Origin of the sequence: Variovorax sp. EBFNA2 (assembly GCF_033802765.1) — a bacterium.
GTDB classification, from domain to species: domain Bacteria; phylum Pseudomonadota; class Gammaproteobacteria; order Burkholderiales; family Burkholderiaceae_C; genus Variovorax; species Variovorax paradoxus_H.
Window position 1 is genome coordinate 4,863,740 of the sequence record NZ_CP138496.1, and the last position, 15,023, is coordinate 4,878,762.

A 15,023-nucleotide genomic window follows, 5' to 3' on the forward strand; every position below is an offset into this window, starting at 1 on the left:
GTCTCTGTGATGTCAGGCCTGCCGCACCAGTTCGACGGCCAGCTCGTAGGCGCCGCTCGGGTGCGCCACGTGGGCATAGGGCGGTTTGGGCCAGGCCCATCCGATGGACGGGAACAGCGCGCGCATCGCATGGATGTCGCAGTGGTAGGGCGGCCCGCTGACCACGCCCTCGCCCGCCGAGGCCTCGCGCTTCTGCATGAACAGCGCGAGCAGCCGGCCGCCCGGACGCACCCAGGCCGCGAGCTGCGCCGCGTACGCGCTCCAGAGGTCGGGATGCAGCGCGCACAGGCAGGTCTGTTCGTAGACCGCATCGACCTGCATCGATGGCCGCCACTGCAGCACGTCGGCCTGCATCACCTCGGCCGCGAGGCCGTGCGCCGCGAGCAGCGTCCGCGTGCGTTCCACGGCCGCCGCTACATAGTCGAGGCCGACAGCGTCGACGCCCGCGGCCGCCAGTGCCGCAACCTCCCAGCCGCTGCCGCAGCCTGGCACCACCACGCGCTCGCCAGGCGCGATGGCGCCTCTGTCGAGCCAGCGCTGCAATTGCGGGCCTGCCTCGCCGCGGTCCCAGGGCGTGCTGCCTGTTTCGAAGCGCTGCTGCCAGAACGCGGGAGTGGGGCCGGCCATGCTCACCCCTTCCTGGTGGCGGCGGCGTCGTGCTCGCGCAGCTTGGCCTTGAGCACCTTGCCGGTCGGGTTGCGCGGCAGCGCCTCGACCAGCCGCAGCTCCTTGGGCAGCTTGTAGCGCGCCAGCCGCGACTGCGCGAATTCGCGCAGGCCCTCGAGCGTGACGGTCTTGCCGGGCCGGGGCGCGATCACCGCGACCACGCGTTCGCCCCACTGCGCATCGGGTGCGCCTATCACGGCCGCCTCGGCGACGTCGGGGTGGTCGTAGAGCACGCTCTCGATCTCGGCCGGGTAGATGTTCTCGCCGCCGCTGATCACCATGTCCTTGAGCCGGTCGCAGACGAACAGGAAGCCCTCTGCATCGCGGTAGCCCACGTCGCCGCTGCGGAACCAGCCGTCGGCGGTGAAGGCCGTGGCATTGGCCTCGGGTCGGTTCCAGTAGCCGGGCATCACGTTGCCGCCGCGCACGCAAATCTCGCCGGTGGCGCCGGGCGCGGTGACCTCGTCGCCCATCACGTCGATGAGCTTGATCTCGGTCATGAGCGGCGGCGTTCCGCTCGAGCCCAGCTTGTCGCGTGACCGGTCGGGGTGCAGGAAGGTGATCATCGAGGCGGTCTCGGTCATGCCGTAGCCCTGGTGCACCGGGATGCCGCGCGACGCGTACAGCCGCAGCAGCGGCTCGGGCATGGGCGCGCCGCCCACGGCCACCAGCCGCAGCGAGGACAGGTCGGCCGCCTCGAAGCCCGCGTGCTGGCTGATGAACAGCAGCATGGCCGGCACGCCGAAGCTCACGCTCACGCGGTGCTTCACCACCGCGTCGAGCACGGCCTGGGGATCGAAGCCGCGCTGCAGCACCAGGTGCCCGCCGGCCAGCAGCGTGGTCATGCTGCCGCACAGCAGGCCGCCCACATGGAACATCGGTGCGAAGTTCAGCGTGACGTCGCTCGAGACCATGTCCCAGAGGAACATCTCATTGAGGTTGTTGGTCCAGAAATTCCCGTGCGTGAGCATCGCGCCCTTGGGATGGCCGGTGGTGCCCGAGGTGTACATGATCACCGACACGTCGTCGGCGCGCACCGGCACGGCCGGCGGCACGGGCGGCGCATCGGCCAGCAGCGCATCGGCCGCTTCCCAGCCTGGTGCGCCCGCGCCGCGGTGGATGTAGCGGCTGCAGGCCAGCGTGGTGCGCACCGGGTCGATCACCGCGATGTGCTCCTCGCCCACCACCAGCGTGTGCACGCCCGCGTCGTTGATCACGAAAGACAGCTCCGCGCCGCTGAGCCGGAAGTTGAGCGGCACGCAGATCGCGCCGAGCCGCGCAGTGGCGAACAGCACGACGACGAACATCGGGTCGTTGAGCCCGAGGTAGCCGACGCGCGCGCCCGCGCCCACGCCGCCCGCGGCCAGCACCGCCGACATGCATTCGATGCGGTCGACGAGTTCGCCGTAGTTCCAGTGCACGTCCTCGCAGCTCAGTGCCGGGCGGTGCGGTGCGCGGGCCGCGCGGCGCGACAGCCACTCGGCCAGGCCGACCGCATGCGCGCTGCGGTTGGTGGGCGCCGTGGCGGCGGGGTTCAGCGTCCGGTCCATACCGGCTTCCGCTTTTCGTTGAACGAGGCCAGGCCCTCGCGCGCGTCCTCGGTCATCGCGAGCAGTGCGATCTGGCTCTCGGTGTAGGCGATGCCTTCGTCGAAGGACATCGCGGCCATCGCGCGCATCGCGTACTTGCCGCGGCGCAGCGCCGTGGGCGACTTGCCGGCGAGGCGGTCGACCAGCCACTGCGTTTTTGCGTCGAGCTCATCGGCGGGCACCGCGTAGTTGAGCAGCCCCGCCTCCCGCGCCTCGGCCGCGCCGAAGGACTCGCCCGTGAGGCACCATTCGCGCAGCGTGCGGCGCGGCACGATGTCCTGCAGCAGGCTCAGCACCTGCATCGGGAACAGGCCGATCTTGACCTCGGGCAGACCGAACTGCACATGGTCGGCCGCGACCGCCATGTCGGTCATGCACAGCAGGCCCACGCCGCCGGCCATGCAAACGCCGTTGATGCGCGCGATGCTCGGCAGGGTGGCGTTCTGCACCTCGCGCAGCATGTCGGCATAGTCGATGCTGGGCTGCGACAGGTCGAACGCGAAGCCTGCACCCGGCTGCAGGTCGCCGCCCGCGCAGAAGGCCTTGTCGCCCGCGGCAGTGAGCACGATCACGCGCACCTCGGAGTCGGCATGGGCGCGGCGCCAGCCGTCGCGGATGCCGGCCACCACGTCCTTGTTGATCGCGTTGCGCTTGTCGGGCCGGTTGATCGTGACCCACAGCGCGTGGCCGCGCTTGTCCACCCGCACCGCGGGCTCGTTCGTCTCGCTCATCTTGTCTCGCTCCTTGTGCTGGGGCGCCGGCCGCGCGCCCTGTGTGTGCCTAGGCCGCGACCGCATCCGTGGCGGCCACCTCGATCTCGACCACCACGCGGCTGGCCGCGACCTGGTCGCCGGTCTTCACGTGCAGCGCGATCACCTTGCCGGCCACCGGCGCGGCGTGGATGTGCTCCATCTTCATGGCCTCGAGCGTGACGACCGGCTGGCCCGCCTCGACCATGTCGCCGACCGCGGCCATCACCGCGACCACGCGGCCATTCATCGAGGCGCGCACCTTGCCGTCGCCGCCGGCCTCGCCTTGGCGCGCGGTCGCGGCGCGGGTCTTGTCCTCGACGCGCACCGGGATGCCGCGGTAGTGCAGCAGCAGCGTGGTGCCGTCGCGGTGGAAGGCTGCGCTTTCATACAGGCCGTCGCAGACGAAGCGCGCGGCGTGCTCACCGATCTCGGCCAGCTCGACGACATGCGCCGCGTCGCCGATCAACACCTCGAAATGGCGCTGCCGCCGCAGCACGATGCTTGCGCTCACCGCGCTGCCTTCGACGTCGAAGCGCAGCGAGATCGGCAGGCTGTGCGTCATGCGTCGGCCGGTCGAGGGCGCGCGGCGCGCACCGGTGGTCTCGTAGAGCAGCACGGCCGCGATGGCGGCGGCACGCGCACGGGCCTCGGTGTCGGGTGCGAGCAGCGCGTCCTGGTTCTGCGCGATGAAGGCGGTGGTGGCGCCGCCGGCCGCGAAGACCGCATGGCCCAGGCAGCGGTGCAGGAAGGCCTGGTTGGTGGTCACGCCCAGCGCCACCGCGTCCTCGAGGCCGGCCATCAGCTGGCGCCGCGCGGCCTCGCGCGTGTCGCCGTGGCTGATGACCTTCGCGATCATCGAGTCGTAGTAGGGCGGGATCTCGCCGCCCGAGCGCAGCGCATGCTCGACGCGCAACTGCGCAGGCATGGCCCACAGCGCCATGGTGCCGCTCTGGGGAATGAAGCCCTTGTCGGCGTCTTCGGCGCACAGCCGCACCTCGATCGCGTGGCCGTGGAAGCGGACCTGCTCCTGCGTGATCGGCAGCGGCTCGCCGCCAGCCACGCGCAGTTGCAGCGCGACCAAGTCGAGGCCGGTGATGGCCTCGGTCACCGGATGCTCGACCTGCAGCCGGGTGTTCATCTCCATGAAGTAGTAGTTGCCCTCGGCGTCGAGCAGGAACTCGAGCGTGCCCGCGCCTTCGTAGCGGATGGCCTTGACGGCGGCCACCGCGGTGGCGCCCATGCGAGCGCGCAGCTCGGCGTCTACGGCCGGCGACGGCGCTTCCTCGATCAGCTTCTGGTGGCGGCGCTGCACCGAGCAGTCGCGCTCGCCCAGGTGGATCGCGTTGCCGTGGCGGTCGGCGAAGACCTGGATCTCGATGTGGCGCGGTTCGACGATGGCGCGCTCGAGGATCACCTCGGGGTCGCCGAAGGCGCTCTGCGCCTCGGAGCGCGCGCTGCGCAGCAGCTCGGGGAACTCCTTGGCCGAGGGCACCAGCCGCATGCCGCGCCCGCCGCCGCCGGCCGTGGCCTTGATCATCACCGGAAAGCCGATGCGCACGGCCTCGACCGCGAGCCGCTCCTCGCTCTGGTCGTCGCCCTGGTAGCCAGGGATGCAGGGCACCCCGGCGGCCTGCATCAGCGTCTTGGCGCCGGCCTTGTTGCCCATCGACACGATGGCTTCGGCCGAAGGGCCGATGAACACCAGGCCTGCGTCCTGGCAGGCCTGCGCGAAGTCCTCGTTCTCGGCGAGGAAGCCGTAGCCGGGGTGCACCGCGTCGGCACCGCTGAGCCTGGCGGCCTCGATGATCGCGGGGATGCAAAGGTAGGACTGCGCGGGCAGCGGTTCGCCGATGCACACGGCCTGATCGGCCTCGCGCACATGGCGCGCGCCGGCATCTGCCGTGGAGTACACGGCCACCGTGCGGTAGCCGAGCGCACGCGCGCTGCGGATGATGCGCAACGCGATCTCGCCGCGGTTGGCGATCAGGATCTTGCGAAAGGGGGTGAGCTGGGAGGTCGAGGCGGTCATGGAGCGTACGTCGATGTTTTTCAGTGAGCGGACGGGAAGGTGCCCATGAACTTGCTGAGGATCTGGAGCATCACTTCGTCGGCGCCGCCGCCGATCGAGGTGAGCCGGCCGTCGCGGTAGATGCGGGAGATAGGGCTTTCGTCCATGAAGCCCATGCCGCCCCAAAATTGCAGGCAGCCGTCGGCCACTTGGCGGATCACGCGACCGGCTTTGAGCTTGGCCATGGTGGCGGTGCGCGTGGCGTCGGTGCCGGCCACCACTTCCTCCACACCCTGCCAACAGATGGCGCGCAGGCAGGCCACCTCGGTCTGCAGTTCGGCCAGGTGGTAGTGGACCCACTGGTTGTCCAGGATCGAGCGGCCGAAGGCCTGGCGTTCGCGGGTGTAGGCGACGGTGGTGTCGATGGCGCGCTGAGCGATGCCGACGTTGTTCAGCGCGCCCCACAGGCGCTCGATCTGGAACTGCTCCATCTGATAGATGAAGCCCATGCCCTCTTCACCGATGCGGTAGCGCAGCGGCACGCGCACCTCGTCGAAATGGAGCTGCGCCGTGTCCGACGCGTGCATGCCCATCTTCGCGAGCTTGCGGGCCACGTGCACGCCCGGGGTTTTCATCGGCATGACGATCAGCGACTTGTTGCGATGCGACGCACCCTCCGATGTGTTGGCCAGCACGACGCAGAAGTCTGCCTGCGTGCCGTTGGTGGTCCACATCTTGCCGCCGTTGATGACGTAGTCGCCGCCATCCTTGCGCGCGGTGGTCTTTATCGAGGCCACATCGGAACCGCTGCCGACTTCCGACACGCCCAGGCAGGCCACGTAGTCGCCGCTGATCGCGGGCGCGAGGAATTCCGCACGCAACTCGGCGCTGCCGCGGTGTGCGAGCGCGGGCGTCGCCATGTCGGTCTGTACGCCGACAGCCATCGGCACGCCGCCGCAGTTGATGTGCGCGAGCGTCTCGGCCATCACCGCACCGTAGGAATAGTCGAGTCCTGCGCCGCCGTTCTCGACCGGCTTGGTCAGGCCCAGCATGCCCAACTCGCCCAGGCGCTTGAACACATGGTGGGCAGGAAAGGTTTCAGCGGCCTCCCACGCGTCGACGTGGGGATTGACCTCTTTGTCGATGAACCGTTTGAGCGTGTCGCGCACCGCTTCGTGTTCGGGTGTGAGTTGCATGGTTCGTGTATCTCCCTACTATTTCTACGACTCAGGGACGCGCCACGGAGAACTGCATTTTCTGCGGCACACGATGCTCGGCATCGCGGCAGATCGACAGCACCTTGCTCAGCACTGCACGCGTGTCGCGCGGGTCGATCACGCCGTCGTCGAGCATGTGGGCGCTGGTGGTGAACACGCTCATCTGGCTGTCGAAGCGGTCGATGATGCGGCGCTCCATCTCGGCGAGCTTCTCTCGGTCGACCTCGCCGCCCTTGCGCTTCATTGCGGCCTCGGTCACGTTGGCCATGGTCTGCGCGGCCTGCTCGCCACCCATCACCGCGGTCTTGGCGTTGGGCCAGGAGAAGCAGAAGCGCGGATGGAAACCGCGGCCGCACATGCCGTAGTTGCCGGCGCCGAAGGAGGCGCCGCAGTAGATGGTGATCTGCGGCACGGTGGCGTTGGTCACGGCCTGGATCATCTTGGAACCGTGCTTGATGATGCCAGCCTCCTCGTAGTCCTTTCCGACCATGAAGCCGGTCGTGTTGTTGAGATAGAGGATCGGTGTCTTCGACTGGCAGCAGGCCTGGATGAAGTGCGTGGCCTTGGTCGCGCCGGCCGGGTCGATCGGCCCGTTGTTGGTGATCACGCCCAACGGCATGCCTTCGATCTTGATGTGGCCGACCACGGTCGCACCGCCGTAGTTCTCGCCGAACTCGAGGAACTCGGAGTCGTCTGCGATGCGCGCGATGACCTGCTTCATGTCGACCGGGCGCTTGTGGTCCATGGGCATCACGCCCAGCAGCTCTTCCGCGTCGTAGCGCGGCGGCTTGAAGCTGCGTGCGGGCTCAGCGGGCATGCCGCGCTGCCAGTCGATGTTGGCCAGGATCTCGCGCGCCAGCCGGATCGCGTCGCGGTCGTCCTCGGCCAGGTAGTCGCCCAGGCCCGAGATCGAGGTGTGCATCAGCGCGCCGCCCAGTTCCTCCTCGGTCGCGATCTCACCCGTCGCGGCCTTGAGCAGCGGCGGTCCCGCGAGGAAGGCCCGTGACCGGCCCCGCACCATGATGATGTAGTCGGACAGGCCGGTCTGGTAGGCGCCGCCCGCGGTGGACGAGCCGTGCGTGACCGTCACGACGGGCAGGCCCGCGGCCGAGAGGCGCGCGATGTTGCGGAACAGGTTGCCGCCGGTGACGAATTCCTCCACCTTGTAGGTCATGAGGTTCGCGCCCGCGCTCTCGACCAACTGCACGTAGGGCAACTTGTTCTCCAGCGCCAGCTCCTGCATGCGCAGCTGCTTGGGGATGCCCATCGGCTGCAGCGCCCCGGCATCGATGCCCGAGTCGGAGGCGTTGACCATCACGCGCACACCCGAGACCCAGCCAATGCCGCCGATCACGCCACCGCCCGGCACGCTCTTCTCCAAGTCGGGATTGTCCAGCCCGAGCCCGGCAAGCGAGCCGATCTCGAGGAAGGGCGTGCCCGGGTCGAGCAGGAGCGACAGCCGCTCGCGCGGCAGCAGCTGCCCGCGCTTCTCGAAACGCTCACGGGACTTGCCCGACGTGGTGATGCTGCGCTTCTCATAGCCGCGTACGCGGTCGATCAGGGCCAGCATGCCAGTGCGGTTAGCCTCGAAGACCTCGCTGCCAGGGGAAACGTTCGACTCGATGATTGCCATTGCTGGGGTGCTACAGGTGCCGGTTGGCGTTTTTGGATTGCGGGGCTGTTGTGTGGTTGTGAGCTTAGGCAAAGGTCCGGAACCGGTCTTGCGCGGACTGGCTGTGGCCCGCGCATCGTTTCGTTGACCATGCAGCCACTCGGCGCGCCCCGCCGATGGCGGCGTCGCGAGGGAAGCACGCTCCGCGTTATGAGAAGGCGCGGCCTCAGCCGCGCAATGCCACCCGCCACTTGGGCAGCAGCGCGCTCGGCTGGTACGAGCGCTTGCTACGCCGGAAGCCCGCGAGTCCCATGTCCTGCTCGAAGTTGAGCCAATGCACTGGCCGCTCGAACGCACGGCAGAAGTGTTGGAACATGTAGGGGTAGACGCCCACGTGGCTGTCCAGCCCCTTGGCGAAGCGCACCACGAACACGCCGGGCTGCAGCGCCTGCACCAACAGGAAGGCTACGGGCAGCGAACCCACGTAGTGCACGAAGCCCTCGAAGCCGAAGCGCTGCGCATGGCCGATGGCCTCGAGGCAGGCACGCTCGTCGGCCTCTCCCACGGCCTTGCCCTTGTGCGCCATCCAGCCGCGCAGCACCGTGCGTGCCGCCTCGGCCTGCGCGGCATCGAAGGGCACGGCCTGCGGCGCATGCCGCGCGAGGAACTGCCGCACCAGGTTGCGCTTCTGGGCCAGCGCACGGCCCGCGTAGTCGCGCAGCGTGGCGGCGTCGTAGAGGTAGTCCGCGTCGTCGGGCGAGGACGCGGCGGCGAAGCGTTCCGCGGGCAGCGCCTCGGCCTGCGCGCTCGCCACGGGGTAGAGGCAGCCGTGCGTCTCGATCAGGCCGGCCAACACCGCAGATGGCGCGGTGGACATGTCGAACAGCGGCATGAAGTGCCGCGTGCCGTCATAGGTCTGCCCCGCCACGCCCTGCCAGTCGCCGGGCAGGAAGCGGTAGCCATGTGCCTCGCGGAACAGGTAGAGGTTGGAGAACGCGTGGTCCGACAGGCACTGCGCGCCGGTGCCGTGGCGCAGTGCGTCGAGCGCGGCCTCGATGCGCGGCTGCAGCGCCAGCGTGATCGGCTCGCCGGTCAATCGATGTACGCCACCTGGCGGACGCCGGGCGCGGGGGCGTCGGCGGGCTCGCCTGCGAAGCACTGCGCGATCGACAGCCATTCGCGCGCCGCGCCGTCGGTGCAGGCCAGCGCGGTGTCGGCCAGGTTGCGGCGCTGCGTGACCAGCAGGCAGAAGTCGAGCGCCGGGCCCGTGACCCGTTCGGGCGAGGCCGGGTCGCCCCAGATCCAGCGTTCGTCGCCCTGCGGCGCCTGCAGTTCTACGTAGGGCACCACTGAGGGCACGGGCCGCTTGCGGTTGACGAAGCTCCAGCCGAAGGTGGTCACGCCGATGTGCGCGATGTGGCGCAGCCGGTGGCTCGCGGGCCGGCGGCGGCGCGCCACGTCCCACACGTCCTGGCCGTGGGCCCAGGTCTCCATGAGGCGCGCGGTTGCGAAGGAGCGCGCACTCATCGACGGGCCGTACCAGGGCAGCCGGGCCTTGGGGTCGAGCACGGCCAGCGCCTCGGTCAGCCGCGCGGAGATCGGCTCCCAGTGCGCGAGCAGCGCCGCGCCGTCGAGCGGTGCGTATTTCGCGCGCGCGATGGCGCTGATTTCGCGGCCGGTGGCCAGCTCGGCCATCAGCGCGGCGGTGTCGCGCGCGAAGGCGTCGGCATCGGTGGCCGAGAGCAGCGCGGTCTGGTCGAAGAAGCACAGGTGCGCGATCTCGTCCCAGGGCGTCCAGCCGTAGAAGGCGCTGCGCTCGGCCCACTGGGCGGGCGTGAGCGTGCGGGCCAGCTCGGCCAGTTGCGCGTACTCGGCGCGGAGGTCGTCGATCGACTGTTCCATCGGGATCGCCTCTTCTTTTTTCTTTTTGCGCTCAGACGCCGAGCTGCCGCGCGGCCAGGTCCTTCATGACCTCTTCCGAGCCGCCGCCGATCATCATCACCTTGACCTCGCGGTAGATGCGCTCGCTGCGCGTGCCGCGCATGAAGCCCATGCCGCCCAGCAGCTGCACCGCCTGATCGGCACAGAACTGCATGGCCTGCGTGGCCTGCACCTTGGCCAGGCACACGCGGGCCACCAGGTGCTCGGGCCGCGCAAGCCGATGCTCGATGCGGTAGGCCAGGTCGTAGAGCAGTGCGCGCGCGGCGTCGATGCGCAGCGTCATGTCCATCAGCTTGTGGCGCACCACCTGCCGCTGCGACAGAGTGCTGCCAGCGAGCGTGCGCTGGCGCGTCCAGTCGAGCGCTTCCTGCAGGCAGACCTCGGCATAGCCGCAGGCCAGCGCCGACATGAACAGCCGCTCGCTGTTGAAGTTGTTCATGAAGGTCTTGAAGCCCTTGTTCTCCTCGCCAACGAGGTTGGCCACCGGCACGCGGCAGTTGTCGAAGCGCAGGTGCGCGGTGTCGGAGCTCCACCAGCCCATCTTCTGCAACGCCGTGCGCGTGAGGCCCGGCGTGTCGCCGTCGATCAGCAGTACCGAAATGCCCCCCGCGCCCTTGATCGCGGGGTCGGTGCGCACGGCGGTGGTGATGAAGTCGGCGCGCATGCCCGAGGTGATGAAGGTCTTCTCGCCGTTGACCACGTAGTGGTCGCCGTCGCGCACCGCGGTCGTGCGCAGGTTGGCCACGTCGGAGCCGCCCGACGGCTCGGTCACGGCGAGCGCGGCGATCTTCTCGCCGGCCAGCACCGGCGGGATCACGCGGCGCTTGATCTCGTCGCTGCCGGCCTTGAGGATCGGCGGCAGCGCGATGCTGTGAGAGTTGAGCGAGGCCTGCACGCCTCCGCCGCCGCTGCGCGCGAACTCCTCGGCGACCACCAGCTGGTAGAAGATGTCGGCCGGCGTGCCGCCGTATTCCTCGGGGTAGCCCAGGCCCTGCACGCCCAGCTCGGCCGCGCGGCCGTAGAGCGAACGCGGGAAGGTCTCGGCCTCGTCCCATTCGTTGACGTGGGGCGTGATCTCGCGCGCGATGAAGTCGCGCAGGCCGGAGCGGAATTGCTCGTGCTCGGGCGTGAAATAGAAGGGAAGCGGCGGCGCTTCGAAGAATTCCATCCGTTGTCTCCTGGTAGCGCGATGAGACTAACGGAGACGACCCGGCCGGTCTTGTGCGCAGTGGCTGCACACAGCGACTGCACGCAAGCCAGGGACGGTGCGCATTTCCTAAGCTCTGCGCACCCCGACCTCCGCCTCACGCCATGCCAGACATCACACCGTCCGTTCCGCAGAATTCACTGCTTCATGCGGCACTGCACGATGCCGCGAACCGCCATCCCGAAGTCGCTGCCTACATCGACGGCGACCGGTGCTCCTCATTCGCCGATATGGAGGCCGCGAGCCGTCGGCTGGCCAGCGCCCTGCTGCGCCGCGGGCTCGTGCGTGGCGACCGTATCGCGCTGCTGTCGCACAACCAGGTCGAGTGGCTGCAGCTCTTCTTCGCCGCCACGCGCATCGGCGTGGCCGTGGTGGCGCTGAGTCCGCGCTACCGCGAGGCCGAGATTGCATTCATGCTGACCGACAGCCAGTCGAAGGCGGTGCTCTCCACGCGCGAGATCGACGGCTTCGACTTCCAGGCGATGCTCGAAGGCTTGGCCCCGACGCTGCCTGCGCTGCGCGAGGTGATCGCTATCAACGGCGAAGAGTTTACGGCCATGGCGGGCTCGCCCATCGATGAAACGGCGCTCGACGCCGCCACCGCCGCGGTGCAGCCGACCGACCTGGCGATGGTGATCTACACCTCGGGCACGACCGGACGTCCCAAGGGCTGCGCGCTCACGCATGCCAGCCTGCTGGCGTCGGCGCATGGCCAGTGGCGCCACACGCGCACGCAGCCCGGAGATCTCGTGCAACTGGCCAATCCCTTCAATCATGTGGGCGGCATCACTTGCGGCATCCTCTCGCAGCTGCTCGCGGGCGGCAGCTGCGAACTAGTGCCGGTGTTCAAGGCCAAGACGGTGCTCGAGATGATCCGGCGCCACCCGCCGGCGATTCTGATCGGCGTGCCGACCATGATGGCGCTGCTGCTGATGCACCCCGATTCGTCGGAGGTCGACCTGTCCTCGGTGCGGCTCATCATCACCGGCGGCTCCAACGTCGACGCCACGCTGCTCGGCCACCTGCAGCAGCGCATGCCCGCGGCGAAGATCATGAACCTCTACGGCCTGTCCGAAGCCTCGGGCGCGCTGGTGATGACGCCCTGGCAATGCAGCGACGAGGACCTGATGCAGAGTATCGGCACGGTGCTCGACGGCGCGCGGGTCCGCGTGCACGGGCCCGACGGCACCGCACTGCCCGCGGGCGAGATCGGCGAGCTGCAGTTCCACGGCCTGGGCGTGGTGCGCGACTACATCGGTGCGGCGGCGGACCAAGGTGCGTTCGACGGCGGCTGGCTGCGTACCGGCGACCTGGGCTGCGTCGACGCACGCGGGCTCATCACGCTCAAGGGCCGGATGAAGGACATGTACATCCAGGGCGGCTTCAACGTGTACCCGGCCGAGGTCGAGGCGCTGATCGCGACCCATCCTGCGGTGGTGATGGTGGCCGGCATCGGCGTGCCCGACCCGGTGCTGGGCGAGATCGGCCGCTACTTCGTGGTGGCGCGAGAAGGCTGCGACCTTACGCCGGCCGAGGTGCTCGCGCATTGCGCGGGCCGCATTGCCGACTACAAGATGCCGCGCCAGGTTGTGCTGCGCGCCGAGCTGCCGCTGACACCCGCTGGCAAGATCCTGAAGGCGCAGCTGCGCAATGAGAACGCCTGATAGGCCTCAGTCGCCGATCAGACCGCGGTAGGCGGGCGCGATCGTGCCGCAAACCGCATCGAAGGGACCGGCGTCGGTCACAGCCTCGACGTCGACGATCAGTGCGCCAGCGTCGACGGTCAGACGCAGCCACATCACGCGGATGGGCTCCCCAGCGCGCCGGCCGCCGCCCGCGAATTGCACAGCCTCGGGGCGCACGTCGACCAACTGGCCTTCGATATCGAACAGGCCCTCGCGGCGCTCGTGGCCTCGGATGGTGATGGTGCGGGTGTGCGCTAGCTTGCGCTCGACGCGCGGAGGGGACAGGGGCATGAGGCGTTCTTCCGGGAGGGCGAACCGAGACCGATCAAGATCATCTTGGCGCCCGCTGCACCGCACAGCGAGTTGGCGCAAGCGCCGCGGCGAAGGCTTCGTTAAGCTGGCCCGAGCAGAGGACACCCAATGACAGACACTCCCAACACAACGGCCCGCACTGTCCGCATCGGTGGCGCATCCGGCTTCTGGGGCGACAGCATGGTCGCCGCACCGCAACTGGTGAAGAGCGGACGACTCGACTATCTGGTCTTCGACTATTTGGCAGAGACGACGATGGCCATCTTGGCCTCAGCACGGGCCAAGAATCCTGAAATGGGCTACGCGACGGACTTTGTGGACATCGCGATGAAGTCCGTCCTGGCAGGGATCAAGCAACAGGGCATCAAGGTTGTGAGCAATGCGGGGGGCATCAATCCGCACGGTTGCGCCGCCGCCCTGAAGGCGCTGGCAGATGCGCAGGGCATCACGCTGCGCATCGCTGTGGTCGAAGGCGACGACGTGAGCGTCCTGATGCCAGAACTGCGCCAACGCGGCGCGCGCGACATGTTCACCAACGAGGTTCTTCCCGACAAGGTACTCAGTGCCACCGCTTATCTCGGCGCAGCTCCGATCGCCGCCGCCCTGGCAGCCGGTGCGGAGGTAGTGATCACCGGCCGTTGTGTGGATAGCGCTGTGACGCTCGGGCCGCTGATGCACGAGTTCGGATGGCAGATGGACGACTACGACCTGCTGGCCTCGGGAAGCCTGGCAGGCCACATCATCGAATGCGGATGTCAGGCCACGGGCGGCCTGCACACCGATTGGGAAGACATTCCCGACTGGGCACACATCGGTTACCCCATCGTGGAGTGTCATGCCGATGGCAGCTTCATCGTGACCAAGCCTGAAGGCACGGGCGGAAAAGTGATCCGCGCCAATGTGGCAGAGCAGATGCTCTACGAGATCGGCGATCCCGGAGCCTACCTGCTACCCGACGTGAGTTGCGATTTCCGAGACGTGACGATCGAGCAGCTGGGAGAGAATCGCGTGCGCGTGAGCGCGGCCAAGGGCCGCGCACCGACATCGCAATACAAGGTATCGGCCACCCAACTGGATGGCTTCCGCTGCGCTGGGAGCATGGTGATCATCGGCATCGATGCTGAGAAGAAGGCTCGCCGCACAGCCGAAGCCATCATCGAGCGAACCAGCGAAATCCTGCGTCAGAGCAACCTGCCCCCCTTCACCTCGACGTACATTGAAGTAATCGGCTCCGAAACTCTGTATGGACCGCATGCGCGTACCCGCCAGGTGCGTGAAGTCACGATGCGCGTGGTGGCCAACCACCCGCAGAAGGCTGCCCTGGCGATGTTCGCACGAGAGATTGCGCCTTCGGGCACATCCTGGGCTCCGGGAACCACCAGCCCCGGCGGGGGGCGCCCTTCGGTGTCACCGCTGATTAAGCCGTTTTCTTTCCTCCTGAATAAGGCAGCAGTGCAACCGACCTTCGTTCTCGATGGTTCGCGGCATGCTGTCGATATCGCGGCCGATACAAGAGATCCACAATGGTCGCCGCCCCCCTCTCCCGAAGACTGGATGGATGCCAACGAGCCACAGGAGGAGGTTCGCCTCATCGAATTGGCCTACGGGCGTAGCGGCGACAAGGGAAACATCTCCAACATCGGGCTCATTGCTCGACGTGCGGAATGGCTGCCATTGCTCTGGGAAAGGCTGCAACCCGAGGTCGTCGAGGGCTACTTCAAGCATCTTCCAGCAGGCAAGGTCAGCCGCTTCTATCTCCCCGGAACTGCTTCGATGAACCTTCTCGTCCACGATGCATTGGATGGTGGCGGCCCCTCTTCGATGCGTATGGATCCCCTGGGCAAGGGCATGGCACAGATGCTGCTGGACATCGGGATTCTCGTCCCGCGACGCATCGCAGTACAGGCAAGAAAAGGCCGTCCGTGATCTTCATTTCCTGACCGGCCCCTTCGGATTGAAGTACTCGTCGACTCGAAAGATGCCCCGGTTAGACCATCCGCCGGATGGGCCCGAACGTCTTGCCACCATCCACAG

At 68.2% G+C, this 15,023-nt stretch carries 12 protein-coding genes; 2 read left to right on the forward strand and 10 right to left on the reverse strand.

Annotated features, from left to right (window positions below):
* Positions 1 to 12: 12 nt before the first annotated feature.
* The 9 genes from RZE79_RS22865 to RZE79_RS22905 all read right to left on the reverse strand — a co-directional run bounded on the left by RZE79_RS22865 (position 13) and on the right by RZE79_RS22905 (position 10,953).
* Positions 13 to 627 (reverse strand): methyltransferase domain-containing protein, encoded by a 615-nt coding sequence (locus RZE79_RS22865; protein ID WP_319356979.1) that lies wholly within the window; start codon positions 625 to 627, stop codon positions 13 to 15.
* 2 nt (positions 628 to 629) lie between these two features.
* Entirely contained in the window at positions 630 to 2,216 is a 1,587-nt protein-coding gene (locus RZE79_RS22870; RefSeq protein ID WP_319356980.1) for a long-chain fatty acid--CoA ligase, read from the reverse strand.
* A complete protein-coding gene (locus RZE79_RS22875) occupies positions 2,201 to 2,986 on the reverse strand; it encodes an enoyl-CoA hydratase/isomerase family protein (RefSeq protein ID WP_319356981.1) in 786 nt (261 codons plus the stop codon). The genes RZE79_RS22870 and RZE79_RS22875 overlap by 16 nt, the downstream gene beginning before the upstream one ends.
* 49 nt (positions 2,987 to 3,035) lie before the next feature.
* Positions 3,036 to 5,036 (reverse strand): acetyl-CoA carboxylase biotin carboxylase subunit, encoded by a 2,001-nt coding sequence (locus tag RZE79_RS22880; RefSeq protein ID WP_319356982.1) that lies wholly within the window; start codon positions 5,034 to 5,036, stop codon positions 3,036 to 3,038.
* Positions 5,037 to 5,056: 20 nt separating this feature from the next.
* Complete coding sequence (locus tag RZE79_RS22885; protein WP_319356983.1) at positions 5,057 to 6,211, reverse strand: acyl-CoA dehydrogenase family protein; 1,155 nt, start codon at positions 6,209 to 6,211, stop codon at positions 5,057 to 5,059.
* Positions 6,212 to 6,242: 31 nt separating this feature from the next.
* Entirely contained in the window at positions 6,243 to 7,865 is a 1,623-nt protein-coding gene (locus tag RZE79_RS22890; protein ID WP_319356984.1) for a carboxyl transferase domain-containing protein, read from the reverse strand.
* A gap of 205 nt (positions 7,866 to 8,070) precedes the next feature.
* Positions 8,071 to 8,940, reverse strand: coding sequence for a phosphatidylglycerol lysyltransferase domain-containing protein (locus tag RZE79_RS22895; RefSeq protein WP_319356985.1), 870 nt, complete (start codon positions 8,938 to 8,940; stop codon positions 8,071 to 8,073).
* The gene (locus RZE79_RS22900; RefSeq protein WP_319356986.1) at positions 8,937 to 9,746 is read right to left on the reverse strand and encodes a TIGR03084 family metal-binding protein; all 810 of its coding nucleotides are present in this window, start codon (positions 9,744 to 9,746) and stop codon (positions 8,937 to 8,939) included. Before RZE79_RS22900 ends, RZE79_RS22895 begins: the two co-directional genes overlap by 4 nt.
* Before the next feature lie 31 nt (positions 9,747 to 9,777).
* The gene (locus RZE79_RS22905) at positions 9,778 to 10,953 is read right to left on the reverse strand and encodes an acyl-CoA dehydrogenase family protein (RefSeq protein ID WP_319356987.1); all 1,176 of its coding nucleotides are present in this window, start codon (positions 10,951 to 10,953) and stop codon (positions 9,778 to 9,780) included.
* A gap of 143 nt (positions 10,954 to 11,096) precedes the next feature.
* Between RZE79_RS22905 and RZE79_RS22910 the strand changes: the two genes are divergently transcribed.
* Complete coding sequence (locus RZE79_RS22910; protein ID WP_319356988.1) at positions 11,097 to 12,656, forward strand: AMP-binding protein; 1,560 nt, start codon at positions 11,097 to 11,099, stop codon at positions 12,654 to 12,656.
* A gap of 6 nt (positions 12,657 to 12,662) precedes the next feature.
* On the opposite strand, the gene RZE79_RS22915 is transcribed toward RZE79_RS22910, so the two are convergent.
* Positions 12,663 to 12,968: a DUF2889 domain-containing protein gene (locus RZE79_RS22915; RefSeq protein WP_319356989.1), complete on the reverse strand. Its 306-nt coding sequence runs from the start codon at positions 12,966 to 12,968 to the stop codon at positions 12,663 to 12,665.
* Positions 12,969 to 13,097: 129 nt separating this feature from the next.
* Here RZE79_RS22915 and RZE79_RS22920 point away from each other — a divergent pair, with 129 nt between their 5' ends.
* Positions 13,098 to 14,915, forward strand: coding sequence for an acyclic terpene utilization AtuA family protein (locus RZE79_RS22920; protein WP_319356990.1), 1,818 nt, complete (start codon positions 13,098 to 13,100; stop codon positions 14,913 to 14,915).
* Positions 14,916 to 15,023: the final 108 nt, after the last annotated feature.